General features: G+C 57.8%; 35 protein-coding genes and 1 pseudogene. 33 read left to right on the plus strand and 3 right to left on the minus strand.

Translation table 11 applies throughout. The features are described 5' to 3' along the window. Positions 1-135: 135 nt before the first annotated feature. From rpsJ to ACIOTN_RS01545, 12 genes are all read left to right on the plus strand, one after another. Complete coding sequence (gene rpsJ / locus ACIOTN_RS01490; RefSeq protein WP_013349689.1) at positions 136-444, plus strand: 30S ribosomal protein S10; 309 nt, start codon at positions 136-138, stop codon at positions 442-444. A gap of 20 nt (positions 445-464) precedes the next feature. Further along, positions 465-1,115, plus strand: coding sequence for a 50S ribosomal protein L3 (gene rplC, locus ACIOTN_RS01495; protein ID WP_013349688.1), 651 nt, complete (start codon positions 465-467; stop codon positions 1,113-1,115). Between the two features lie 4 nt (positions 1,116-1,119). Continuing rightward, on the plus strand, positions 1,120-1,722 hold the full coding sequence (gene rplD / locus ACIOTN_RS01500; RefSeq protein WP_105657664.1) for a 50S ribosomal protein L4: 603 nt from the start codon (positions 1,120-1,122) through the stop codon (positions 1,720-1,722). Continuing rightward, positions 1,719-2,021, plus strand: a complete 303-nt coding sequence (rplW, locus tag ACIOTN_RS01505) for a 50S ribosomal protein L23 (RefSeq protein WP_013349686.1) — start codon at positions 1,719-1,721, stop codon at positions 2,019-2,021. The genes rplD and rplW overlap by 4 nt, the downstream gene beginning before the upstream one ends. A 31-nt stretch (positions 2,022-2,052) precedes the next feature. Next, entirely contained in the window at positions 2,053-2,892 is an 840-nt protein-coding gene (gene rplB, locus ACIOTN_RS01510) for a 50S ribosomal protein L2 (RefSeq protein WP_402734718.1), read from the plus strand. Between the two features lie 12 nt (positions 2,893-2,904). Further along, complete coding sequence (gene rpsS, locus ACIOTN_RS01515) at positions 2,905-3,186, plus strand: 30S ribosomal protein S19 (protein WP_013349684.1); 282 nt, start codon at positions 2,905-2,907, stop codon at positions 3,184-3,186. Positions 3,187-3,245: 59 nt separating this feature from the next. Further along, a complete protein-coding gene (rplV, locus tag ACIOTN_RS01520; RefSeq protein WP_013349683.1) occupies positions 3,246-3,611 on the plus strand; it encodes a 50S ribosomal protein L22 in 366 nt (121 codons plus the stop codon). After that, complete coding sequence (gene rpsC, locus ACIOTN_RS01525) at positions 3,612-4,394, plus strand: 30S ribosomal protein S3 (RefSeq protein WP_013349682.1); 783 nt, start codon at positions 3,612-3,614, stop codon at positions 4,392-4,394. Beyond that, positions 4,395-4,811, plus strand: a complete 417-nt coding sequence (rplP, locus tag ACIOTN_RS01530) for a 50S ribosomal protein L16 (RefSeq protein WP_105657662.1) — start codon at positions 4,395-4,397, stop codon at positions 4,809-4,811. 2 nt (positions 4,812-4,813) lie between these two features. Beyond that, entirely contained in the window at positions 4,814-5,077 is a 264-nt protein-coding gene (gene rpmC, locus ACIOTN_RS01535) for a 50S ribosomal protein L29 (RefSeq protein ID WP_105657661.1), read from the plus strand. Then, positions 5,077-5,364, plus strand: coding sequence for a 30S ribosomal protein S17 (gene rpsQ, locus ACIOTN_RS01540; RefSeq protein ID WP_105657660.1), 288 nt, complete (start codon positions 5,077-5,079; stop codon positions 5,362-5,364). Before rpmC ends, rpsQ begins: the two co-directional genes overlap by 1 nt. Before the next feature lie 99 nt (positions 5,365-5,463). Then, a complete protein-coding gene (locus tag ACIOTN_RS01545) occupies positions 5,464-5,883 on the plus strand; it encodes a RidA family protein (RefSeq protein ID WP_402734719.1) in 420 nt (139 codons plus the stop codon). Here the strand turns inward: ACIOTN_RS01545 and ACIOTN_RS01550 are convergent. After that, entirely contained in the window at positions 5,880-6,668 is a 789-nt protein-coding gene (locus tag ACIOTN_RS01550; protein ID WP_402734720.1) for a helix-turn-helix domain-containing protein, read from the minus strand. The two genes, ACIOTN_RS01545 and ACIOTN_RS01550, sit on opposite strands and share 4 nt — an antisense overlap. A gap of 110 nt (positions 6,669-6,778) precedes the next feature. Between ACIOTN_RS01550 and ACIOTN_RS01555 the strand changes: the two genes are divergently transcribed. The 20 genes and pseudogenes from ACIOTN_RS01555 to rplQ all read left to right on the plus strand — a co-directional run. Further along, a complete protein-coding gene (locus tag ACIOTN_RS01555) occupies positions 6,779-7,243 on the plus strand; it encodes a VOC family protein (protein ID WP_402734721.1) in 465 nt (154 codons plus the stop codon). Between the two features lie 145 nt (positions 7,244-7,388). Next, positions 7,389-8,306: an endonuclease/exonuclease/phosphatase family protein gene (locus ACIOTN_RS01560; RefSeq protein ID WP_181148850.1), complete on the plus strand. Its 918-nt coding sequence runs from the start codon at positions 7,389-7,391 to the stop codon at positions 8,304-8,306. 512 nt (positions 8,307-8,818) lie between these two features. Beyond that, entirely contained in the window at positions 8,819-9,190 is a 372-nt protein-coding gene (gene rplN, locus ACIOTN_RS01565) for a 50S ribosomal protein L14 (protein ID WP_013349674.1), read from the plus strand. A gap of 2 nt (positions 9,191-9,192) precedes the next feature. Further along, positions 9,193-9,537 (plus strand): 50S ribosomal protein L24, encoded by a 345-nt coding sequence (gene rplX, locus ACIOTN_RS01570; protein ID WP_013349673.1) that lies wholly within the window; start codon positions 9,193-9,195, stop codon positions 9,535-9,537. Next, positions 9,537-10,106 (plus strand): 50S ribosomal protein L5, encoded by a 570-nt coding sequence (gene rplE / locus ACIOTN_RS01575; protein ID WP_038992189.1) that lies wholly within the window; start codon positions 9,537-9,539, stop codon positions 10,104-10,106. The genes rplX and rplE overlap by 1 nt, the downstream gene beginning before the upstream one ends. A gap of 57 nt (positions 10,107-10,163) precedes the next feature. Then, entirely contained in the window at positions 10,164-10,562 is a 399-nt protein-coding gene (gene rpsH, locus ACIOTN_RS01580; protein WP_013349671.1) for a 30S ribosomal protein S8, read from the plus strand. Between the two features lie 20 nt (positions 10,563-10,582). Further along, on the plus strand, positions 10,583-11,119 hold the full coding sequence (gene rplF, locus ACIOTN_RS01585) for a 50S ribosomal protein L6 (protein WP_105657655.1): 537 nt from the start codon (positions 10,583-10,585) through the stop codon (positions 11,117-11,119). A gap of 2 nt (positions 11,120-11,121) precedes the next feature. After that, positions 11,122-11,493, plus strand: a complete 372-nt coding sequence (gene rplR, locus ACIOTN_RS01590) for a 50S ribosomal protein L18 (RefSeq protein ID WP_105657654.1) — start codon at positions 11,122-11,124, stop codon at positions 11,491-11,493. A 29-nt stretch (positions 11,494-11,522) separates the two neighbouring features. Continuing rightward, a complete protein-coding gene (rpsE, locus tag ACIOTN_RS01595; protein ID WP_181148849.1) occupies positions 11,523-12,200 on the plus strand; it encodes a 30S ribosomal protein S5 in 678 nt (225 codons plus the stop codon). A gap of 3 nt (positions 12,201-12,203) precedes the next feature. After that, positions 12,204-12,410 (plus strand): 50S ribosomal protein L30, encoded by a 207-nt coding sequence (gene rpmD / locus ACIOTN_RS01600; RefSeq protein ID WP_073705901.1) that lies wholly within the window; start codon positions 12,204-12,206, stop codon positions 12,408-12,410. 2 nt (positions 12,411-12,412) lie between these two features. Further along, entirely contained in the window at positions 12,413-12,865 is a 453-nt protein-coding gene (rplO, locus tag ACIOTN_RS01605) for a 50S ribosomal protein L15 (RefSeq protein WP_105657652.1), read from the plus strand. 256 nt (positions 12,866-13,121) lie between these two features. Beyond that, complete coding sequence (gene secY, locus ACIOTN_RS01610; RefSeq protein WP_105657651.1) at positions 13,122-14,426, plus strand: preprotein translocase subunit SecY; 1,305 nt, start codon at positions 13,122-13,124, stop codon at positions 14,424-14,426. Next, complete coding sequence (locus ACIOTN_RS01615; protein WP_105657650.1) at positions 14,423-14,995, plus strand: adenylate kinase; 573 nt, start codon at positions 14,423-14,425, stop codon at positions 14,993-14,995. Before secY ends, ACIOTN_RS01615 begins: the two co-directional genes overlap by 4 nt. Before the next feature lie 145 nt (positions 14,996-15,140). Continuing rightward, positions 15,141-15,974 (plus strand): type I methionyl aminopeptidase, encoded by an 834-nt coding sequence (gene map / locus ACIOTN_RS01620; RefSeq protein WP_105657649.1) that lies wholly within the window; start codon positions 15,141-15,143, stop codon positions 15,972-15,974. Positions 15,975-16,204: 230 nt separating this feature from the next. After that, positions 16,205-16,426 carry a translation initiation factor IF-1 gene (gene infA / locus ACIOTN_RS01625; RefSeq protein ID WP_013349662.1) on the plus strand — a complete coding sequence of 74 codons (222 nt, stop codon included), beginning with the start codon at positions 16,205-16,207 and terminating at the stop codon, positions 16,424-16,426. A 125-nt stretch (positions 16,427-16,551) separates the two neighbouring features. Beyond that, positions 16,552-16,665 carry a 50S ribosomal protein L36 gene (gene rpmJ, locus ACIOTN_RS01630; RefSeq protein WP_013349661.1) on the plus strand — a complete coding sequence of 38 codons (114 nt, stop codon included), beginning with the start codon at positions 16,552-16,554 and terminating at the stop codon, positions 16,663-16,665. A gap of 148 nt (positions 16,666-16,813) precedes the next feature. Beyond that, the gene (gene rpsM / locus ACIOTN_RS01635) at positions 16,814-17,188 is read left to right on the plus strand and encodes a 30S ribosomal protein S13 (RefSeq protein ID WP_105657648.1); all 375 of its coding nucleotides are present in this window, start codon (positions 16,814-16,816) and stop codon (positions 17,186-17,188) included. 43 nt (positions 17,189-17,231) lie between these two features. After that, the gene (gene rpsK, locus ACIOTN_RS01640; protein ID WP_038992179.1) at positions 17,232-17,633 is read left to right on the plus strand and encodes a 30S ribosomal protein S11; all 402 of its coding nucleotides are present in this window, start codon (positions 17,232-17,234) and stop codon (positions 17,631-17,633) included. A 170-nt stretch (positions 17,634-17,803) separates the two neighbouring features. After that, the gene (locus ACIOTN_RS01645; RefSeq protein WP_105657647.1) at positions 17,804-18,805 is read left to right on the plus strand and encodes a DNA-directed RNA polymerase subunit alpha; all 1,002 of its coding nucleotides are present in this window, start codon (positions 17,804-17,806) and stop codon (positions 18,803-18,805) included. An 82-nt stretch (positions 18,806-18,887) separates the two neighbouring features. After that, positions 18,888-19,328 (plus strand): annotated as a pseudogene (gene rplQ, locus ACIOTN_RS01650) (50S ribosomal protein L17); the annotation flags it as partial. Between the two features lie 164 nt (positions 19,329-19,492). Here rplQ and ACIOTN_RS01655 read toward each other — a convergent pair. Both ACIOTN_RS01655 and ACIOTN_RS01660 read right to left on the minus strand, forming a co-directional pair. Then, positions 19,493-19,933, minus strand: a complete 441-nt coding sequence (locus ACIOTN_RS01655) for a hypothetical protein (RefSeq protein ID WP_105657645.1) — start codon at positions 19,931-19,933, stop codon at positions 19,493-19,495. A gap of 127 nt (positions 19,934-20,060) precedes the next feature. Further along, a complete protein-coding gene (locus tag ACIOTN_RS01660; RefSeq protein ID WP_146112909.1) occupies positions 20,061-20,513 on the minus strand; it encodes a hypothetical protein in 453 nt (150 codons plus the stop codon). Positions 20,514-20,681: 168 nt separating this feature from the next. Between ACIOTN_RS01660 and truA the strand changes: the two genes are divergently transcribed. Further along, positions 20,682-21,617, plus strand: a complete 936-nt coding sequence (gene truA, locus ACIOTN_RS01665) for a tRNA pseudouridine(38-40) synthase TruA (protein WP_286134203.1) — start codon at positions 20,682-20,684, stop codon at positions 21,615-21,617. Positions 21,618-21,692 lie beyond the last annotated feature (75 nt).

The raw sequence follows: 21,692 nt of genomic DNA on the forward strand, positions 1-21,692 counted from the left end.
GGGTCGGAGCCTCCTGCGGGTGAGGAACCCGGATCTGATCCGGATTCAGCCGCAGAGCAAGGCGTGCCGGTCTGCAAGGACCCGTATATAGGCACAGAAACTTTAGATAGTGCTAACAGAAAGAGGCATGACGCCATGGCGGGACAGAAAATCCGCATCCGGCTGAAGTCGTATGACCACGAGGTCATTGACGTTTCGGCCCGGAAGATCGTTGAGACGGTCACGCGCGCAGGCGCAACCGTAGTCGGCCCAGTGCCGCTGCCAACGGAGAAGAACGTGTACTGCGTTATCCGTTCGCCACACAAGTACAAGGACAGCCGTGAGCACTTCGAAATGCGCACGCACAAGCGTCTGATCGACATCGTCGATCCGACCCCGAAGGCTGTTGATTCGCTGATGCGTCTCGACCTGCCAGCGGATGTCAACATCGAAATCAAGCTTTAAGGGGAGGTGGCGAGAAAACTATGACCGCAACCCGTAATTTCAAGGGCCTGCTGGGCACGAAGCTCGGCATGACCCAGGTTTGGGATTCGAACAACAACCTGATCCCTGTCACCGTCGTGCAGGCTGATAGCAACGTTGTCACCAAGCTCATCAACGAAGAGCGCGATGGCTACACCGCAGTTCAGATCGGCTACGGCCAGATCGATCCTCGCAAGGTCACCAAGCCACTGGCTGGTCACTTCGAGGCTGCTGGCGTCACCCCACGTCGCCACTTGGTAGAACTGCGCACTGCAGACGCTGCCGAGTACACCGCAGGCCAGGAACTTTCCGTAGAGGTCTTCGAAGCCGGCCAGAAGGTCGACGTCGTAGGCACCTCGAAGGGTAAGGGCTTCGCCGGCGTTATGAAGCGTCACAACTTCCACGGTGTTGGCGCATCGCACGGTGCTCACAAGAACCACCGTAAGCCAGGTTCCATCGGCGGCGCATCGACCCCAGGTCGCGTTTTCCGTGGACAGAAGATGGCTGGTCGCATGGGTGCTGAGCGTGTTACCACTCAGAACCTGACCATTCACGCTATCGACGCTGAGAAGAACCTCCTGCTGATCAAGGGTGCCGTTCCAGGCGCCCGCGGCCGCGTCGTTCTCGTACGCAACGCCGTGAAGGGAGCATAAGTAAATGACTAAGGCACTTAACGTCGAACTGCCTGCAGAGATCTTCGACGTACAGACCAACGTCCCGCTGCTGCACCAGGTTGTCGTTGCACAGCTTGCTGCTGCCCGCCAGGGTACCCACAAGACCAAGGACCGCTCCGAGGTTTCGGGTGCAGGTCGCAAGCCGTTCAAGCAGAAGGGTACCGGCCGCGCCCGTCAGGGTTCGATCCGTGCTCCGCACATGACCGGCGGTGGCATTGTCCACGGTCCAACCCCACGTGATTACTCGCAGCGTACCCCGAAGAAGATGAAGGCTGCTGCACTGCGCGGCGCCCTGTCTGATCGCGCACGCTTCGATCGCGTTCACGTGATTGAGAACTTGGTTGCTGGCGAAACGCCTTCGACCAAGGATGCTCTGGCTACCTTGCGTTCGCTCACCGAGCGCAAGAACCTGCTTGTCGTCATCGATCGCGCCAACGATGTTGCAGCCCTTTCGGTTCGCAACCTCGTCAATGTGCACGTTCTGTACGTCGACCAGCTGAACACCTACGATGTTCTGGTTTCGGATGACGTAGTCTTCACCAAGGCTGCCTTCGATGCCCTGGTCCAGAAGGAGGAAGCCAAGTGAGCGCGTTCTCAAAGGCTCCACACGACGTGGTCATCGCACCTGTCGTATCGGAAAAGAGCTACGGTCTGATCGATCAAGGTCAGTACACCTTCGAGGTGGCACCAAGCTCCAACAAGTCGGAAATCAAGTACGCCGTTGAAGCGATCTTCAACGTCAAGGTTGACTCCGTAAACACCATCAACCGAGCTGGTAAGCGCAAGCGCACCCGCTTCGGGTGGGGATCGCGCAAGAGCACCAAGCGCGCCATCATCACCTTGAAGGACGGCTCGATTGACATCTTCGGCGGTCCGCTTTCCTAAGCGGAGACCACTTTAACGAGGAATATTAATAATGGGAATTCGTAAGTACAAGCCGACTACCCCGGGCCTTCGCGGCTCGTCGGTAGCCGACTTCGCAGAAATCACCCGATCGACTCCGGAAAAGTCGTTGGTTCGTCCCCTGACCAAGTCAGGCGGCCGTAACAACACCGGTAAGATCACCACCCGTCACAAGGGTGGCGGACACAAGCGCGCCTACCGTGTTATCGACTTCCGTCGTCACGACAAGGACGGCGTTCCGGCAAAGGTCGCTCACATCGAGTACGACCCGAACCGTACCGCTCGTATCGCACTGCTCCACTACGTGGACGGCACCAAGCGCTACATCATCGCACCGAACAACCTCAAGCAGGGTGACCGAATTGAGGCCGGCGCAAGCGCCGACATCAAGCCAGGCAACAACCTGCCACTGCGTAACATCCCGGTTGGTACCGTGATTCACGCTGTTGAGCTTCGCCCAGGCGGCGGCGCTAAGATGGCTCGTTCCGCTGGTGCATCGATCCAGCTGGTAGCCCGTGAGGGCCGCTACGCCCAGCTGCGTTTGCCTTCGGGTGAAATCCGCAACGTTGATGTGCGCTGCCGCGCAACCATCGGCGAAGTTGGCAACGCTGAGCAGATCAACATCAACTGGGGCAAGGCCGGCCGTATGCGCTGGAAGGGCGTACGCCCAACCGTTCGCGGTGTTGTCATGAACCCAGTTGACCACCCACATGGTGGCGGTGAGGGCAAGACCTCCGGTGGTCGTCACCCGGTCAACCCTAACGGTAAGCGTGAGGGACGCACCCGTCGTCCAAACAAGGAAAGCGACAAGCTCATTGTGCGTCGCCGCAAGACCGGCAAGAACAAGCGATAGGAGCCTGGAAACATGCCACGCAGCCTGAAGAAAGGCCCCTTCGTCGATCAGCACCTGTTCCTAAAGGTCGTTGCTGAAAACGATAAGGGCACCAAGAACGTCATCAAGACGTGGTCCCGCCGTTCGATGATCATCCCGGACATGCTGGGACACACCATCGCCGTACACGACGGTCGCAAGCACATTCCTGTGTTCGTAACCGAATCGATGGTTGGACACAAGCTCGGAGAGTTTGCCCCAACCCGTACGTTCCGTGGCCACGTGAAGGACGACAAGAAGGGCAAGCGCCGCTAGGCCCCGCAAGGGTACTAGTATCGCTTAGCACTTCTTCGATAGACGAGAGAAGGATAGCAATGGAAGCCAAGGCAATTGCGCGTCACATCCGCGTAACGCCTATGAAGGCCCGGCGCGTCGTCAACCTTGTTCGTGGTCTGCAGACCAACGAAGCACTGGCCATCTTGAAGTTTGCCCCACAGGCAGCTTCGGAGCCGGTATACAAGGTTGTCGCATCGGCAGTGGCTAACGCCCGTGCCGCCGCGGACCGCGCAGGTGAAGCATTCAATGAGGACGAGCTGTTTATCAGCGAAGCGTTTGTTGACGAAGGTCCGACCATGAAGCGGTTCCAGCCGCGTGCACAGGGTCGCGCATTCCAGATCAAAAAGCGCACCAGCCACGTGACTGTGGTTGTTTCAACCACGCAGAAGGGTGGGGAGAACTAAATGGGACAGAAGATTAACCCGAACGGTTTCCGTCTCGGCATCACCACCGATCACGTTTCCCACTGGTTCGCTGATTCCAGCAAGCCAGGCCAGCGTTACGCTGACTACGTGAAGGAAGATGTCCAGATCCGCGCCCTGCTGTCTAACGGCATGGATCGCGCTGGCATCGCCCGCGTCGAGATCGAGCGTACCCGTGACCGCGTACGTGTGGATATCCACACTGCACGTCCAGGTATCGTCATTGGTCGTCGCGGCGCAGAAGCTGACCGTATTCGTGGCGAGCTGGAAAAGCTCACCAAGAAGCAGGTTCAGCTGAACATCCTCGAGGTCAAGAACCCTGACATGGAGGCCATGCTGGTCGCCCAGGGCATCGCCGAGCAGCTTGCTTCCCGCGTGGCTTTCCGCCGTGCGATGAAGAAGGCAATGCAGTCGGCAATGCGCGCTGGTGCCAAGGGCATCCGCGTTCAGTGCTCCGGTCGACTTGGCGGCGCAGAAATGTCCCGCAAGGAGTTCTACCGCGAAGGCCGTGTGCCACTGCACACCCTGCGCGCGAACATCGACTTCGGCAAGTTCGAAGCCAAGACCACCTTCGGCCGTATCGGCGTGAAGGTCTGGATCTACAAGGGTGACGTAACCGCCAAGGAACTGGCTGCACAGCAAGCTGCTGCTCCAGCTCGTGGCGGCCGCGGTGGCGGCAACGACCGTCCACGTGGCGGCGAACGCCGTCGTCGTAACGATCGCAAGGGCGCTGCAGCTCCGGCTGCGGAAGGAGGACAGGCTTAAATGCTTATCCCACGTCGTGTGAAGTTCCGCAAGCAGCACCACCCAAAGCGTTCGGGTGCTGCCAAGGGCGGTACCACCGTTGCTTTCGGTGAGTACGGCATCCAGGCGTTGACCCCGGCTTACGTGACTAACCGTCAGATCGAAGCCGCTCGTATCGCCATGACCCGTTACATCAAGCGTGGCGGTAAGGTCTGGATCAACATCTACCCAGACCGTCCGCTTACCAAGAAGCCTGCCGAAACCCGCATGGGTTCCGGTAAGGGTTCGCCGGAGTGGTGGGTCGCCAACGTAAAGCCAGGACGAGTCATGTTTGAACTCGGTGGCGTCAGTGAAGAGGTAGCTAAAGAGGCATTGCGTCTTGCAATCCACAAGCTGCCAATGAAGGCACGCATCGTGCGTCGTGAAGGTGGTGAATAGGGATGTCTATCGGCTCGAAAGACCTTAGCATTGAGTCCCTGGACGGCTTCGATACCGCTCGTTTGAACGAGGAATTGAAGAAGGCCAAGGCAGAACTGTTCAACCTGCGTTTCCAGTCGGCTACCGGCCAGCTGGATTCCCACGGGAACCTGAAGACCATCAAGCGCGATATTGCACGCATTTACACTGTGCTGCGCGAGCGCGAGCTGGGCATTCGTCAGGATGTCGTTGTTCCGGTTGAAGAAACCAAGAAGGATTCCAAGTAATGAGCGAGAAGGAGAACGGTGTGGATAACGCTACCGAGCGTAACGACCGCAAGACCCTCCGTGGTTACGTGGTATCTGACAAGATGCAGAAGACCATCGTCGTAGACGTTGAGGACCGTGTTAAGCACGCCCTTTACGGCAAGGTCATGCGTCGCAACAAGAACGTGAAGGCTCACGACGAGAACAACGACGCCGGCATCGGCGACTTGGTTGTCATCGCTGAGACCCGCCCGCTGTCTGCTGACAAGCGCTGGCGTCTCGTTGAGATCGTGGAGAAGGCTAAGTAAGCTTTCGCTTCGATTTCACGGATCTCGTGATTGAAGAATGCCCCGAACACTTCGCAAGAAGAGTTCGGGGCATTTCTGTCTTAAAAAGCAGTGAATAAAATGCCACACTGGACTATGGAACAGATCAGGAAACTGCGTCCCGCTGGCCTTGTCAACTCCCCAGCTTTCAGCCACGTAGCCATCGTCCCGCCGGGTGCCACGACTATCTATGTTGGCGGGCAGAACGCTGTAGACGGCACAGGGCAGCTGATCGGAGCCGGGGATGCCGCAACGCAGGCGACCAGGGCACTGGGAAACGCCAAGCTCGCACTGGCGGCGGCCAGTGCGGGATTCCAGGATGTTGTGCAGTGGAACGTGCTGCTGGTGGAAGGAACCGACGTCATCAGCGTCTATGGAGCCATAGGCGAACAGTTGGCAGCCACTGAACCACCCCTGGTGTCTGCAGCCTTCGTCGCGAAGCTCGGTGTGCCAGGTGCGCTGGTTGAAATCAGTGCCGTGGCGGCGGTACTGCCAGACTAGGTCCGGCCCTTTCGATAGGTATCAGGGGAGTAGCCCAAGACTTTGCGGAAGTCTGCCGCTAGATGGGCTTGATCCGCATACCCCATTTCCGCTGCGATGCCAGCGATAGAAACTGCAGTGTCTGCGCGCAGCCGATGAGCAGCCTCTTGCAAACGGTACCGCCGAATCACCGCCAGCGGAGCCAGTCCCAAATACCTTTCCGAAATCCGTTGCAGACTGCGTGTACTGAGCGACAAGCGATGGGCCAGTTGGGAGACCCTTACGATTCCGCGCTCCGCTGCGACGGTGTCGAGCAGCTTATTAGCTTGGAGGCCAGAACTTGTGGCTGCTGGAAGGTGAGCGGTGAGCCACGAATCGAAGAGCTCGGCACAGGCCGAACCGGAGTTCCCGTGGCCGGGTTGAGTCTTCATCCTTGTTATCGAGGCCAGCAGCCCAGGTGCGCTGAACTGGATTTCCTGGTCCAGCAACTCTGCGGGGGACACATTGAGAGCCTGCGTAGCCGCTGGGCGCAACATGGCGGAGACTGCCCAACTGCTCCCGGCCAGGTCGCGGTGCGAAGCGCCGCTGGCCGGGCCGGATAGCGTAATGCCTTCTGGCTCAATGACCAGATTCATTTGCGGAAAGGGTAGGAGTTCTTGCCGTGAGGTACGTCCGGGCGCGATGTTCCAATCCACCAGCCAAAACCAGGAGACCAATTCCTGCAGTCCTGGACCGGGGGAGAATCGCTCGATTGCCGGTAGCCGGGCAGGATAGAGAACGCCTCGCGGATCCGGTGCTGATTCCATGGCCTCTACCACCCGTGCAGGTTGTCGCATATCTACAAGAACCAGCGTGCCACACAGACTAGCCTAGGGACATGGAAAATCAAGATGAAGTCACGCAAGGTGTGACGGGAATGCATACAACTGCCGGTGTCCCTCATGGATTCACCAGTCTGACGCCATTCTTGGCTGTGCCCAACGCAAGGGCAGCGCTGGGGTTCTATGAAGAAGTATTCGGTGCGACAGTGGTAGATTCCACCGAAATGGGAGGCGTTGTCGTGCATGCAGAAATTGCATTCGGCAATGGCCGTTTGCAGATCGGGGAACCTTCGCCGGCCTACGGACTAGTCAGCCCGCCAGCTGCGCCGAATGCCTGCTATTCCTTGGGTTTCTACTGCGAAAACGCAGATGAGGTGGTGGCCAGGGCCGAGGCTGCCGGTTCCAGTATCCGAGAACCACTGGGCAACTTCGTCTCGGGTGACCGCTTCGCTTCGATTCTGGATCCCTTCGGTGTGCGCTGGTCCATCATGTCCAGGGTGGAAGACCTGTCGCTGGAAGAGAGCGCCCAGCGCGTCGCGCAGTGGGCCTCGCAGCAGTGATGAAGAAGCCAAGGGCAGTCGCAATCGCATCGAGCCGCTATCGTACCTAGGCGGAAGTGTCCTTGCCGGAATTGTCATCTGCTTCGAATAGGCTCGGATGATGATGACGATGACGCGTGCCCGAAAACCTTCCCTGGGATGGCCTATGGGTACGCTTCTTGTTGCTTCCCTAGCTATTGGCATACTCCCGTATCTGGGTTTCCCCGGTGCAGGATTGATTCCCAAGCTTCAGGCATTCCAGCCATATCTGTTGCTCTTCCCGGCAGTGGTTCTGGTTATCGGGCTACTGCGCAAGCAATGGCTCATCAGCGGGTTCGTGCTGGTGTTCCTGCTCTGCGGTACACTGCCCAACGTGCAATGGAGCTCTCCCGCTGGCCAGACCGGAAACGGCAGCTCCGAGCTGGTTCTCCTATCGTTCAATGCCCTGAAGGCAGGAGCGAATCCGGCGCAGCTCGCTGAACTGATCAGGGACACGGATCCGCAGATTCTCGTCCTTGTTGAAACCAGCGAACCAATGCACCAGCAACTCGCAGGGCTGGACGCGCTGGATGGATTTGGCTATCGGAGCCAAGAGGCACCCGCCGGGGGAGAACGGGATACCGTGATTTTCTCAAAGTACCCATTGCAGGAACGCTCCACCGATCTGGATTCAGCGGACACCGGTTGGTACTCCTTGCCGGTTGCCGATGTGCAGGCACCCGGTGGGATCGTGCGGGTGGCCGGCATCCATGTCTATCCGCCGGTTGGCGTTGCGCAACGATGGAGCCAGGGCTTGGAAGCAGTCATCGACTGGTCGAATCAGCAGCGTGATCATCCCGTTATCCTTGCTGGCGACTTCAACTCAGTTCGCTCCCATCCAGGATTCCGTGCCCTGGGGGACGGGTATGCGCAGGCTGATGGAATCTGGCCCCGCGCGACCTGGCCAGCCAGCCGGAGCTTCCCGCTATTGATCGGCATTGACCATATCGTGGCGAAGGGCCTGTCCATCACGGGCTCTTCTTCTCACATCATCGACGGCTCGGATCATCTTGCGGTGAGCGCCACGGTCGAATTCCGTCGCTGAGCAATGATTCCTGCCGGTGACGGCCGGATGCTGGAGCTGCCCAGGGCTGACCGAAAAATAATTTCACTTTTGGCGATTCAGCCGCTTTTTATCTTCTGTGGCGCATGGGCTACCTCGAATGACACTCTGATGCCACCGCAAGCGACCAGTTGCCCAGCTGGATGGCAGTACCAAAACCCCGAAATTCAGCGAATCTGCGGTGTCCTTGGTGTGACGAACGACGCTCGCTTTTCTCTTACCACACCATTTCGGATTCGCGCCACTCTAGGCTAGACTTAAGAATCTGTGCGCATCATGCCCGGGGACTATCCACCTTCGACATAATGCAGTGCGGTCCAAATCCGTTTGGCCGCGCAAGTGCAGCCTCGATATTTTACGCCTCGGCCCTGCCGGCATTTGGGATCAGCATTCGGTGCGCCCGCGCCAGTGGGGGTAAGCGATACGTATCGTGGAGACCATATCCGTTCCGCAAGGCTCATTCATGAGAACCAGCGAGACGACAGGAGTAAGAAGTGATTCAGCAGGAGTCGCGACTTAAGGTTGCCGATAACACTGGTGCTAAGGAAATCCTTACCATTCGTGTTCTTGGTGGCTCGAAGCGTCGCTACGCAAGCATTGGCGACACCATTGTCGCTACCGTCAAGGATGCAATTCCTGGCGGCAACGTAAAGAAGGGCGACGTCGTAAAGGCAGTCGTCGTTCGCACCAAGAAGGAAATCCGTCGTGCAGACGGTTCCTACATCAAGTTCGACGAGAACGCTGCAGTTATCCTCAAGGGTGACGCTGCCGATCCTCGTGGTACTCGTATTTTCGGCCCAGTGGGCCGCGAGCTTCGTGACAAGAAGTTCATGAAGATCGTTTCGCTGGCTCCGGAGGTGCTGTAACCATGGGCGCAAAGATCAAGAAGGGTGACCTGGTTCAGGTCATCGCTGGCAAGGAACGTGGCTTGCAGGGCAAGGTCCTGAAGGTCATTACCGAGTCCAACCGCGTGCTGGTCGAAGGCGTTAACCGCGTCACCAAGCACACCAAGGCAGGTCAGACCGAATCCGGTTCGACCACCGGCGGCATCGAGGTTGTCGAGGCTCCAGTGCACGTTTCCAACGTTGCAGTGGTTGACCCAGAGACCAAGAAGCCAACCCGCGTCGGCTTCCGCGAGGAAACCGTAGAAAAGAACGGCGTGTCCAAGACTGTACGCGTTCGTTACGCCAAGGCTTCCGGAAAGGATCTGTAATGACTGAAGCAGCCACCAAGATCCAGCCACGTCTGAAGGCTAAGTACGCAGCTGACATCCGCCCTGCCCTGCAGGAGCAGTTCAACTACGCCAACCCAATGCAGGTACCATCCCTGACCAAGGTTGTCGTGAACATGGGTGTTGGCGAAGCAGCCAAGGACTCGAAGCTCATTGAAGGCGCCGTACGCGACCTGACCGCAATTACCGGTCAGAAGCCAGTGGTTACCAAGGCCCGCAAGTCGATCGCACAGTTCAAGCTGCGCGAAGGCATGCCAATCGGTACCCACACCACCCTGCGTAACGATCGCATGTGGGAATTCGTCGACCGCCTGATCACCCTGGCACTGCCTCGTATCCGCGACTTCCGCGGCTTGAGCGACCGCCAGTTCGATGGCAATGGCAACTACACTTTCGGTCTGACCGAACAGTCGATGTTCCATGAAATCGATGTGGACAAGGTTGACCGCGTACGTGGTATGGACATCACTGTCGTTACCACCGCCAAGACTGATGACGAAGGCCGTGCCTTGCTTAAGGCTCTGGGCTTCCCATTCAAGACCAACAACTAATCTCACTACGTTACAGGTCCGCTAAGGAAACCGTAACGAGGAAGGGCTGAAGCCCACATGTCTATGACAGATCCAGTCGCAGATATGCTGACTCGTCTGCGCAACGCCAACTCGGCTTACCACGACACTGTGTCGATGCCGTCGAGCAAGCTGAAAGTGCGCATTGCTAACATCCTCAAGGAACAGGGCTACATCGCCTCGTTCGAGGAAGTAGCAGCAGAAGTCGGCAAGACTCTGACTATCACTTTGAAGTACGGCCCATCGCGCGAGCGTTCGATCGCTGGCGTACGCCGTATCTCCAAGCCAGGTCTTCGCGTTTACGCAAAGTCCACCAACCTGCCTCACGTGCTCGGTGGTCTTGGTATCGCTATCCTGTCCACCTCCTCCGGTCTGCTTACTGACCGTCAGGCTGCAAAGAAGGGCGTGGGTGGGGAAGTCCTCGCCTACGTCTGGTAACGGGAAAGGGGAAACATACAATGTCACGTATTGGACGTCTTCCGATTTCCGTACCTGCCAACGTTGAGTTGAACGTCGACGGCCAGCTGGTCGCCGTCAAGGGTCCTAAGGGTGAACTTTCGATCACCGTTAAGGCTCCAATCACCGTTGCCAAGGACGAGAACACTGTTACCGTCAGCCGCCCGAACGACTCCCGCGAGGCTCGTTCGCTGCACGGTCTGACCCGTACCTTGATCAGCAACATGATCACTGGTGTAACCGATGGTTACGAGAAGAAGCTCGAAATCCACGGTACCGGTTACCGCGTACAGGCTAAGGGTGCCGAGCTGGAGCTTGCTCTGGGCTACTCGCACCCAGTGAAGGTTGCTGCCGTTGAGGGCATCACCTTCTCGGTCGAGGGCAACAACAAGATCACCGTTGCCGGTATCGACAAGCAGCACGTCGGTGAAGTTGCCGCTAACATCCGCAAGCTGCGCAAGACCGAGCCTTACAAGGGCAAGGGCATTCGCTACGCTGGCGAGATCATCCGCCGCAAGGTCGGAAAGGCTGGTAAGTAATCATGGCTATCGGAATCAAGGGCAAGAGCAAGTCCGCTCAGCGCGGTCGTCGTCATCAGCGTTTGCGCAAGCACATCGTTGGTACCTCCGTTCGTCCACGCCTGGTTGTCAACCGCTCGGCTCGTCACATCTTCGTACAGATCGTAGACGACTCGCAGGGTATCACCCTGGCCAGCGCATCGACCATGGAAGCAGATCTTCGCGCAAGCGATGCCGACAAGACCGCAAAGTCCAAGCGCATTGGTGAGCTCGTTGCAGAGCGCGCCAAGGCTGCTGGCATCGAAGCAGTTGTCTTCGACCGCGGTGGCAACAAGTACCACGGTCGCGTGGCTGCTGTTGCTGACGGCGCACGTGAAGGTGGGCTGGCACTGTGAGCGAAGCAACTAACAAGAAGGAAACTCAGGTGTCTGAAGCTACTGAAGCAGTCGAGACTGCATCGGCTCCCGCTACCGAGAACGCAGGATCCCGTCGCGGCGAAGGCCGCGGTCGTGGTGAAGGCCGTGGACGTGGCGAAGGCCGCGGTCGTGGTCGTGACCAGAAGGATAGCCGCAACGAAGACAAGGACAAGTTCCTTGAGCGCGTTGTAGCTATCAACCGCGTCTCCAAGGTCGTCAAGGGTGGTCGTCGCTTCAGCTTCACCGCACTTGTGGTCGTTGGCGACGGCAACGGTATGGTCGGCGTTGGCTACGGTAAGGCCAAGGAAGTTCCTGCTGCTATCGCAAAGGGCGTAGAAGAGGCCAAGAAGTCCTTCTTCCGCGTTCCACGCGTTGGCACCACCATTCCACACCTGGTCAAGGGTGAGGCCGCCGCTGGCGTTGTCTTGCTCCGTCCAGCAGCTCCTGGTACCGGTGTTATCGCCGGTGGCCCAGTGCGCGCCGTGTTGGAATGCGCAGGCATCCACGACATCCTGTCGAAGTCGATGGGTTCGCAGAACCAGATCAACATCGTTCAGGGCACCATTGCTGCACTGAAGGCTCTGGAAGAGCCTGAAGCTGTTGCAGCTCGCCGCGGTCTTCCGCTGGACGAGGTTGCACCAGCAGCAATGCTGCGTCACATCCAGGCCCAGAAGGCAGGTGCTTAATCAATGGCTAAGAACATTGTTCCAAGCGATGCCAAGCTGGCAATCACCCAGGTCAAGTCCATCATTGGTGGAAACCAGAGCCAGCGCGACGTTGTTCGCTCGCTGGGTCTGAAGCGCATCGGTCACACCGTTGTTCGCACCGCCGATCCTGTGACTGTTGGCATGGTCAACAAGGTCCCACACCTGCTGAAGGTCGAGGAGGCGAAGTAGAGATGGCTGAAGAAAAAGCACTTAAGGTTCACCACCTGCGCCCAGCTGAGGGTGCCAAGACCGCTAAGACCCGCGTGGGTCGCGGTGAGGGCTCCAAGGGTAAGACCGCAGGTCGCGGTACCAAGGGTACCAAGGCTCGTTACCAGGTGAAGGCAGGCTTCGCAGGTGGTCAGCTTCCGCTGCACATGCGTCTGCCAAAGCTGCGCGGCTTCAAGAACCCATTCCGCGTCGAGTTCCAGGTTGTAAACCTGGACAAGATCTCGGAACTGTTCCCAGAAGGTGGCGAAGTCACCGTCGAGGCACTGGTTGCCAAGGGCGCCGTTCGCAAGAACCAGCCTGTCAAGGTGCTGGGCACCGGCGACATCACGGTTAAGGTTGACGTGAAGGTTAACGCCTTCTCGACTTCCGCTTCCGAGAAGATCGCTGCTGCTGGCGGCTCGGCAAACACCCTCTAATACAGGGTCAAGCCTTTGAATGGTCCCGGTTCGCGTTGAGCAATCAACGTGAACCGGGACTTTCTTTTTCTCTCGGCGAAACATTCTAAGATTTCTTATAATTGCTTGGCTGATTAGTCGGTTTAGGATCATTCCTGCAAACATTTGTGTGCATTTCGTGTGGCGCATTTGGCAGGATTGCCTAACAGACCGCTAGAATCGTTAGGTCTGGGAAGAATCTCTTCCTCAGGCTCAAGCACTTACTTCAGGAGGACGCTTGTTCAGCGCCATAGCCCGAGTTTTTCGGACGCCTGATCTGCGCAACAAGTTGCTGTTCACGCTTGGGATCATTGCGATCTATCGTGTCGGTGTATTCATTCCCGCTCCGGGCATTGATTACAGCAACGTTCAGCAGTGTCTGGCAATGGGTGAAACCACCGGTGGACTTTATTCATTCGTGAACCTGTTCAGCGGCGGCGCCCTGTTGCAGGTCTCGGTTTTCGCAATGGGAATCATGCCGTACATTACTGCGGCAATTATCGTCCAGTTGCTGCGTGTGGTGATCCCGCACTTCGAGGCCCTGCACAAGGAAGGCCAGGCCGGCCAGGCCAAGATGACGCAGTACACGCGTTACCTGACCATCGCCTTGGCACTGCTTCAGGGAACCACCTTGGTCACCCTGGCCCGTACCGGCAGCCTGTTCCCAAGCTGTACCCTTCCGCTGGTCCCGGATGACTCGTTGATTGTCATCCTGCTGATGATCATCACCCTTACCGCAGGCACCGGCCTGATCATGTGGATGGGCGAGTTGATCACCGAGCGCGGCATCGGCAACGGCATGTCCATCCTGATCTTCATCTCCATCGCTTCGGGTTTCCCATCCTCGATGGGCGCCATCTTCCAGGCGCAGGGCATCATGACCTTCATTGGCGTGCTGCTGGTGGGCTTGTTGATTGTTGCTCTGGTGGTCTTCGTCGAGCAGTCCCAGCGACGTGTTCCGGTGCAGTACGCCAAGCGCACCGTGGGACGCCGCACCGTGGGCGGCACCTCCACCTATATTCCTTTGAAGCTGAATATGGCGAACGTGATCCCAGTGATCTTCGCCAGCTCCATCCTGGCTTTGCCGCAGATGATCGTTCAGTTCAACCAGAACGATGATGGCACCTTGCCCCAGTGGGCGATGTGGCTGCAGGAGCACTCGGCGACTTCATCGCCGTGGTACATGCTGGTGTACACCTTGATGATCATCGGCTTCACCTACTTCTATGTTGCGATTACCTTCAACCCTGAAGAGGTCGCCGACAACATGAAGAAGTACGGCGGATTCATTCCGGGCATTCGTGCTGGTCGTCCGACCGCCGATTACCTGCAGTACGTGATTTCCCGTATTACCTTCCCGGGCGCGTTGTACCTTGCGTTCGTTGCGTTGATCCCGCTGATTGCCTTCGTGCTGTTCAACGCTGACCAAAGCTTCCCATTTGGCGGTACATCGATCCTGATTATGGTTGGTGTGGGTTTGGAAACCGTCAAGCAAATCAATGCTCAAATGCAGCAACGGAACTATGAAGGGCTTCTGCGATGAGTCGACTGCTTATTATTGGACCACCCGGTGCCGGCAAAGGCACCCAGGCCGTAAAGATCTCCGAGCGCTTGGACATTGTCGCCATCTCGACCGGCGACATCTTCCGTGCCAACGTCAAGGGCGGCACCCCGCTGGGTCTCGAAGCCAGCAAGTACATTGACAACGGAGACTTTGTACCTGATTCGGTCACCAACAACATGGTTGAAGACCGCCTGAACCAGGACGATGTCGCCAAGGGCTTCCTGCTCGATGGCTACCCGCGCACCAGTGCGCAGGTGGACGCGCTGGATGCGATGCTGGCCAACAAGGGCATTGCCCTGGACGCAGTGCTGCAGCTGACCGCTGATGACGACGAGCTGGTAGCCCGTCTGCTGAAGCGTGCGCAGATCGAAGGCCGCGCCGATGACACCGAAGAGGTCATCCGCCACCGCCTGGGCCTGTACAACGACGAGACTCGCGTCGTTGTGGAGCGCTACGAGGAACGCGGCATCGTGCGCAAGGTCGACGGCCTGGGCGCTATCGACGAAGTCACCGAGCGTGTTCTTGCAGCGTTGAACGTCAACGCCTAGACACAAGCGTTACATCGCGCAGGGACCGTGCAGCAACAATGGATGTTGCAGCCCGGTCCCTGCGCACTTTTTGCATTGATGGACCTTGCGGTTGCCGGCAGCGGCACGCGGCAAGGACATCACACTTTGAGGCAGGGGAATCGCATTGGCTTTAGGACAGCCGAAAATCGAGTACAAATCCAACTCCGAGATCCTGAAGATGCGCCAGGCCGGATTGGTGCTGGCTGAAGCGCTGGACGAAGCCGTTGCGATGGCTCGGCCCGGGGTGCGGACCGAAGAGATCAACCAGGCCTTTGGCAAGGTGCTCGAACGCCATAACGCGACCAGCAACTTCCTTGGCTACCATGGCTTCCCAGCGAATATCTGCGCTTCGGTCAATCACGAGGTAGTCCACGGCTTCCCATCGGACTACGAGCTGAAGGACGGCGACGTGCTGAAGATCGATGGCGGCGCCATCATCGACGGCTGGCACTCCGACTCGGCACGCACCGTGCTGGTGGGCGAGAACATCGACCCAGCTGACCAGCGCCTGAGCGACATCACAGAGCAGGCCATGTGGGCCGGCATCGCCGCGGCGGCCAACGCACGCTTCATCGGCCAGATCGGCCAGGCCATCGATGACTTCGTCACCAGCCAGCCAGGCGACGAGCTGGGCATCCTCGAGGATTACTGCGGCCATGGCATCGGTTCGCAGATGCACATGGCACCGGATGTGCTGAACTACAACTCCGGGCACCGAGGCCCGCGCATCAAGCCGGGCATGTGCTTGGCCATCGAGCCAATGCTGGTTCGCGGTGGTATCGAAACCTCCGTGCTGGAAGACGACTGGACTGTTGTCACCAACGACAAGTCCAACGCCTCGCAGTGGGAGCACACCGTGGCATTCCACATGGGCGGCATCTGGGTATTGACCGCGCACGATGGGGGAGCGGCCGGGCTGGCCCCATTCGGCGTCACCCCATCGCCGATCCAGGGCTAGCACCAGCCTGGAAATCATCGGATCCAGTACGCCACATGGCTGTGGCGTGCTGGATCTAACATTTTAAATGTCAATGAACGATTGGCACTGTGTGGACTAATGCCGTATCGTTGTTTGTTGGTTCCTGATTTAATTGCGCCTAAAACCCTCGGGTTTTCGGTACAGGGATCAAGGACCAGAACCAATTACTTGTTGGTGGAAATTGCCAACAAAAAAAGTTAGCGGGGAAAATGGGCAAGAAGGAAGGCGTCATCCAGGTAGAGGGCACCGTCTCGGAAGCACTGCCGAACGCGATGTTCCGCGTGGAGCTGCCGAATGGACACGTAGTGCTCGCCACTATCTCGGGTAAGATGCGTCAGCACTACATTCGAATCCTCCCAGAGGACCGAGTGCAGGTTGAAATGAGCCCATACGACCTCAACCGAGGTCGCATCGTTTACCGCTACAAGTAAATCTGCAGAATCCAAGACTTTCCCAGCGTGCGAAGCGCAATCTTGTGCTACGGCCGCTGAAGGATGTTCTTGGACAAAGCTTTTTACTGCTCCACATTTAACTGCAACCGCAAAAGGACAAAGCCTTGAAGGTTAACCCTAGCGTGAAGCCGATCTGCGACAAGTGCAAGGTGATCCGTCGTAACGGCGTGGTCATGGTGATCTGCGAGAACCCACGCCACAAGCAGCGTCAGGGCTAATTCCGTTTTTACGGGATTCCCACGCGTAGTCAATTAGGCAGTATCAGCTAGGACGAAAGTCCTGGTGTACCCCCGGATTCGGAGGCCGGGGCCGTGAGCAATCACGGAAGGTACTGCTCCAGACCTCCGTTCGTTGAAAGGTAGCCACTTGGCTCGTTTAGCAGGCGTGGACATTCCACGCGAGAAGCGCGTAATTATCGCGCTGACTTACATCTACGGCGTGGGCAAGACCCGTGCAGAAGAGACCATCGCAGCGACCGGCATCAGCCCGGACACTCGCGTCAAGGATCTCACCGATGACCAGCTCGTGCAGCTGCGCGACTTCGTCGAAGGCACCTACAAGGTTGAAGGTGACCTGCGCCGTGAGGTTCAGGCTGACATTCGCCGCAAGGTTGAGATCGGATCCTACGAAGGTATTCGTCACCGTAAGGGCCTGCCGGTCCGCGGTCAGCGCACCAAGACCAACGCACGTACCCGTAAGGGCCCGAAGCGTACCGTCGCAGGTAAGAAGAAGACTCGCTAAATCTTAGCGATCTAGTTCAAATACTTTTTTCGTAGGAGAAGAAATGCCCCCAAAGACTCGTGGAGCGGTACGTAAGCCGCGTCGCAAGGACAAAAAGAATATTGCGCAGGGACAGGCGCATATCAAGAGCACCTTCAACAACACCATCGTATCGATCACCGATCCGACTGGCGCTGTTATCTCGTGGGCTTCGGCCGGCGAGGTAGGCATGAAGGGTTCGCGCAAGTCGACCCCATACGCTGCCCAGATGGCTGCTGAGTCCGCTGCAAAGCGCGCTCAAGAGCACGGCATGCGCAAGGTTGACGTTTTCGTCAAGGGCCCAGGCTCGGGACGCGAAACCGCGATCCGTTCGCTGCAGGCTGCTGGCCTTGAGGTTGGATCCATCCAGGATGTTTCCCCAAGCGCTCACAACGGTTGCCGCCCATCGAAGCGTCGCCGCGTCTAATTGATTCGCTAGGCTTAGCCTAAGAAGTCACCGAAGCATTCACTCGTGGGTGCTCCGGTGACTATCTTGGACTTATTAGCCTGCAAAAAGACGAACGGCCACCTCAGGCTACCGTCGTTTCCACCCCCGTGAGGCGTCATATAGCGGACGCTCGCTGAAAGGAAATGTAAGTGCTCATTACGCAGCGCCCAACCCTGACCGAAGAAGTAGTTGCCGAAAACCGCTCCCGGTTCGTTATCGAACCACTGGAGCCAGGCTTTGGCTACACCCTTGGTAACTCGCTCCGCCGTACTCTGCTCTCTTCGATTCCTGGTGCTTCTGTCACCAGTGTTCGAATTGACGGTGTACTGCACGAGTTCACCACCGTAGCCGGTGTCAAGGAAGATGTCACCGAACTGGTCTTGAACATCAAGAACCTGTCGGTATCTTCCGAGCACGACGAGCCAGTCGTTGCCTACCTGCGCAAGCAGGGCCCGGGCATCGTTACTGCAGCGGACATCACCCCTCCAGCAGGTGTGGAGTTCCACAACCCTGATCTGCACATCGCCACCCTCAACGCCAATGGCAAGTTCGACATGGAACTGACCATTGAGCGCGGCCGTGGCTATGTGTCTGCCGCTCAGAACAAGAACATTGATGGCGAGATCGGTCGAATCCCAGTTGATTCGATCTACTCCCCAGTGTTGAAGGTGACCTTCCGCGTGGAAGCAACCCGTGTCGAGCAGCGCACCGACTTCGATCGTTTGATCGTTGACGTGGAGACCAAGGAATCGATCACCCCGCGCGATGCAGTTGCATCCGCAGGTACCACCCTGGTTGAGCTGTTCGGTTTGTTCCGCGAACTGAACACTCAGGCTGAAGGTATCGAAATCGGTCCATCGCCAACCGATGCAGCTATGGCTGCTGACATGGCGCTGCCGATCGAGGATCTGGAACTCACCGTTCGTTCGTACAACTGCTTGAAGCGTGAGGGCATCCACTCTGTGGGTGAACTCGTAACCCGCTCCGAGGCCGACTTGATGGACATCCGCAACTTCGGTGCGAAGTCCATTGACGAAGTCAAGGCCAAGCTGGTTGAACTGGGTCTGGCCCTGAAGGATTCCCCTCCAGGCTTCGATCTGGCCGCTCGTAGCGCCATCGACGATGGCGACGAATACGACGAAGGTCTGTAAGACCCGCGTCTAGCGACACACTACTTCATCCGACTGAACGAAATATTCGTCCAGTACGGGTTATTCATCTAGGAGAACCACAATGCCTACCCCTACCAAGGGTCCGCGTCTCGGCGGCAGTGCAGCACATGAGCGATTGATTTTCGCTAACATGTCGGCACAGCTCTTCGAGAACAAGAAGATCACCACCACCCTGACCCGTGCCAAGCGTCTGCGTCCACACGCAGAGCGCCTGATCACCTTCGCTAAGCGCGGAGACCTGGCTTCGCGTCGCCGCGTCCAGGCCGTCATCGCTTCGCGTTCGCGCACCAACAAGTCGATCGTTCACGAACTGTTCGAGAACATCGCACCAGCAATGGCAAACCGCGAGGGTGGCTACACCCGCATCACCAAGATCGGTAACCGCAAGGGCGACAACGCTCCTATGGCTGTTATCGAGCTCGTGATGGAGCCAGTTTCGCCAAAGCAGGCTGTCGTCAAGGAAGCCACCAAGGCTGCCGAGAAGGCTGCTGAGACCGAAGAGGCCTAAGCCCCTTCGAGCTAATGCTCTCTGCCTGCAAAGCCGAAAAAGATTCCCGTTGGATCCGCAAGGAACCAACGGGAATCTTTTTTATGCCTGTTTGCGTGAAGACGCGGGTGATTTTGCCCGTCAGTTGGAGGGCAGGGGCATCCGCATCTTGGAATTGCCTAGCTGAACGAATCCATGTCCGGGCAAGCCGTATTCAGGTATTCGGTAGCCTCGGAAGCTTCAGTCGTATCCAGTTCGGCGATCTTCTGCGAAATTTCCATCATGTTGCTGCTGTTGCCCTCAGCCATCAGGCCAGCCATTTTCTTGGTCTGCTCCGATGCCGCATTCAAGGACGTGGCAAGCTTGTTGTCCTTCGTGTTCTCAGCGGCTTCGCCCAGGATGGAATCAAACTCGTTCATGATCTCGGCATAAGCCGATGTATCGCCAGCCAAGAGCTCAGCGCTGGAGTCCTCCGCCTTCTTCTGCAGTTCGCGTTCAGCCACCTGGTCGTTGATGTAAACGCAGGTTTCCTCGGTGGACATTTTGCCTGCACTGCAACCAGTGAGCATGACAGATGCAAGGGTGAGCGCAGCGGAAGATGCCGCGAACTTTTTCAACATGGAGATCCTTAGACGATGATGATCCGATGGCCCAGCACGTGAGGCACCGATAAGTACCTGTTTATTCTATAATCAGGAGTTATTGCAGGCAGTGTATGACATGAGCGGATCGGCAAGCAGCGGGTTCCTAAGAAGCGGACGGATCAGGTTCAGAAGCGGAAGCTGGGCACGTTTCACGCACATAGTCGGTGTATTGATCTTGCAGTCCGCCCTCGGTTGCCTCAACGTCTGACGCGAGCGTTGGATCGTCAAAGTAGCGATTGGCAATGAGGTCAATGAAGTCTTGGTAGTTTTCGATTTCGGACCGCAATGCAGTGCGCAAGTGCCTATTGCCAGTTTGCTCGGAGACTTCCCGGTGGATGCCGATGGCTGTTTCCATAGCCTCAATCGCAGGTTGTGAATTCTGCGCAAGAATTCCCATATATGCCAGGGCCCACTTTTCCTCGATGGAATGTTCTACGGCCAGTTCATTAATGAGGGCGCATGATTGCTTTGTGCTCAGCTGTCCCGAACTGCAGCCGCTTAAGCAGAGCGGGACAGCAACTGATATCGCGATAAAGCTAACTGCATTCCTGAACATGGCGAGTCCTTAGAACGTTGCTAGTGAACCAGCCGCATGCGCGGCAGGTCCGTGGAATGCACATAGGCTACTCCCGGCAGCAGCTCTCGTTTTGGCGCCTGTGGATAACGGCGTGAAGGCGGGCACTTGATTCGACGGTTGCGCGTCTGCTTACGCATAATTGAATACATGAGTACTCAGCCAGAAAGCATCGATCCAATGGGCACCACCGCATTGGGGGCCACTGCAGCACCAGCATGGATCCGCATGCGCATGGTGCTCGGATACGACGGTGCCGCCTATAGCGGTTGGGCTCGCCAGCCCAATGTCTTGGGCGTGCAGCAGCTGGTTGAAGAGGCCCTGGAAATGATGATCCGGCGCCGCGTGCGCGTGGTTGTTGCCGGACGCACCGATGCAGGTGTGCATGCCCGCCACCAGGTGGTGCACTTCGATTTGACCGAGGAAGAATACGCGGGACTGCCACGCAAGGCGCCCTTGGCTCCCGGTCCTGCGCTCGTACGCCGCATCAACGGCATCCTTGGCCGTCAAGATGGTGCCGTTTGGGTGCATGAAGCCGAACGCGCACCAGAAGGCTTCGATGCCCGCTTCTCTGCGCTGGCCCGCCGCTACTCCTACCGGATTGCCGATGGGCAGCAGCGCTGGGATCCACTGACCCGCCACCTGACCACGTGGCACCGTGAAGAGCTGGATGTCGAGGCGATGAATCGCGAGGCGCAAAGCGTGCTGGGCCGCCACGACTTCTTGACCTACTGCAAGCCCCGTCCGCATGCCACGACCATTCGTACCCTGCAGGAATTCACCTTCACCCGCGGAGCCGACGGCTTGGTGCTGGCCCATTTGAAGGCCGATGCCTTCTGCCACAACATGGTCCGTGCGCTAATCGGTGCCGCGATGATGGTGGGGGATGGGCGTGAGCAACCGGGGTTCCTGGCCCAGCGGCTGGAACAGATGGTCCGCGACTCCAAGACCAAGCTTTCGCACCCGCGGGCTCTGGTCCTCGAAGAGGTCTACTACCCAGAGGCTGAAGAACTGGCAGAACGAGCACTTCTGACCCGCGCACGGCGAACCGAAGCCGAAGTTGACGAAGCCTGCATGGAAAGCTGATTAACCGATAATCCCCGGGATCTTAAGGGTGTTGTTGCTCACGACGTACATGCTTTTTTGGCCGGAAACACTTTA

Origin of the sequence: Glutamicibacter sp. NPDC087661 (genome assembly GCF_044743275.1) — a bacterium.
Lineage (GTDB): Bacteria > Actinomycetota > Actinomycetes > Actinomycetales > Micrococcaceae > Glutamicibacter.

Coding starts and splice junctions, on each gene's coding strand:
- rpsJ (WP_013349689.1), top strand. CDS start 136: ATGGCGGGACAGAAAATCCGCATCCGGCTGAAGTCGTATGACCACGAG.
- rplC (WP_013349688.1), top strand. CDS start 465: ATGACCGCAACCCGTAATTTCAAGGGCCTGCTGGGCACGAAGCTCGGC.
- rplD (WP_105657664.1), top strand. CDS start 1,120: ATGACTAAGGCACTTAACGTCGAACTGCCTGCAGAGATCTTCGACGTA.
- rplB (WP_402734718.1), top strand. CDS start 2,053: ATGGGAATTCGTAAGTACAAGCCGACTACCCCGGGCCTTCGCGGCTCG.
- rpsS (WP_013349684.1), top strand. CDS start 2,905: ATGCCACGCAGCCTGAAGAAAGGCCCCTTCGTCGATCAGCACCTGTTC.
- rplV (WP_013349683.1), top strand. CDS start 3,246: ATGGAAGCCAAGGCAATTGCGCGTCACATCCGCGTAACGCCTATGAAG.
- rpsC (WP_013349682.1), top strand. CDS start 3,612: ATGGGACAGAAGATTAACCCGAACGGTTTCCGTCTCGGCATCACCACC.
- rplP (WP_105657662.1), top strand. CDS start 4,395: ATGCTTATCCCACGTCGTGTGAAGTTCCGCAAGCAGCACCACCCAAAG.
- rpmC (WP_105657661.1), top strand. CDS start 4,814: ATGTCTATCGGCTCGAAAGACCTTAGCATTGAGTCCCTGGACGGCTTC.
- rpsQ (WP_105657660.1), top strand. CDS start 5,077: ATGAGCGAGAAGGAGAACGGTGTGGATAACGCTACCGAGCGTAACGAC.
- ACIOTN_RS01545 (WP_402734719.1), top strand. CDS start 5,464: ATGCCACACTGGACTATGGAACAGATCAGGAAACTGCGTCCCGCTGGC.
- ACIOTN_RS01550 (WP_402734720.1), bottom strand. CDS start 6,668: ATGGAATCAGCACCGGATCCGCGAGGCGTTCTCTATCCTGCCCGGCTA.
- ACIOTN_RS01555 (WP_402734721.1), top strand. CDS start 6,779: ATGCATACAACTGCCGGTGTCCCTCATGGATTCACCAGTCTGACGCCA.
- ACIOTN_RS01560 (WP_181148850.1), top strand. CDS start 7,389: ATGGGTACGCTTCTTGTTGCTTCCCTAGCTATTGGCATACTCCCGTAT.
- rplX (WP_013349673.1), top strand. CDS start 9,193: ATGGGCGCAAAGATCAAGAAGGGTGACCTGGTTCAGGTCATCGCTGGC.
- rplE (WP_038992189.1), top strand. CDS start 9,537: ATGACTGAAGCAGCCACCAAGATCCAGCCACGTCTGAAGGCTAAGTAC.
- rpsH (WP_013349671.1), top strand. CDS start 10,164: ATGTCTATGACAGATCCAGTCGCAGATATGCTGACTCGTCTGCGCAAC.
- rplF (WP_105657655.1), top strand. CDS start 10,583: ATGTCACGTATTGGACGTCTTCCGATTTCCGTACCTGCCAACGTTGAG.
- rplR (WP_105657654.1), top strand. CDS start 11,122: ATGGCTATCGGAATCAAGGGCAAGAGCAAGTCCGCTCAGCGCGGTCGT.
- rpmD (WP_073705901.1), top strand. CDS start 12,204: ATGGCTAAGAACATTGTTCCAAGCGATGCCAAGCTGGCAATCACCCAG.
- rplO (WP_105657652.1), top strand. CDS start 12,413: ATGGCTGAAGAAAAAGCACTTAAGGTTCACCACCTGCGCCCAGCTGAG.
- ACIOTN_RS01615 (WP_105657650.1), top strand. CDS start 14,423: ATGAGTCGACTGCTTATTATTGGACCACCCGGTGCCGGCAAAGGCACC.
- infA (WP_013349662.1), top strand. CDS start 16,205: ATGGGCAAGAAGGAAGGCGTCATCCAGGTAGAGGGCACCGTCTCGGAA.
- rpsK (WP_038992179.1), top strand. CDS start 17,232: ATGCCCCCAAAGACTCGTGGAGCGGTACGTAAGCCGCGTCGCAAGGAC.
- ACIOTN_RS01655 (WP_105657645.1), bottom strand. CDS start 19,933: ATGTTGAAAAAGTTCGCGGCATCTTCCGCTGCGCTCACCCTTGCATCT.
- ACIOTN_RS01660 (WP_146112909.1), bottom strand. CDS start 20,513: ATGTTCAGGAATGCAGTTAGCTTTATCGCGATATCAGTTGCTGTCCCG.
- truA (WP_286134203.1), top strand. CDS start 20,682: ATGAGTACTCAGCCAGAAAGCATCGATCCAATGGGCACCACCGCATTG.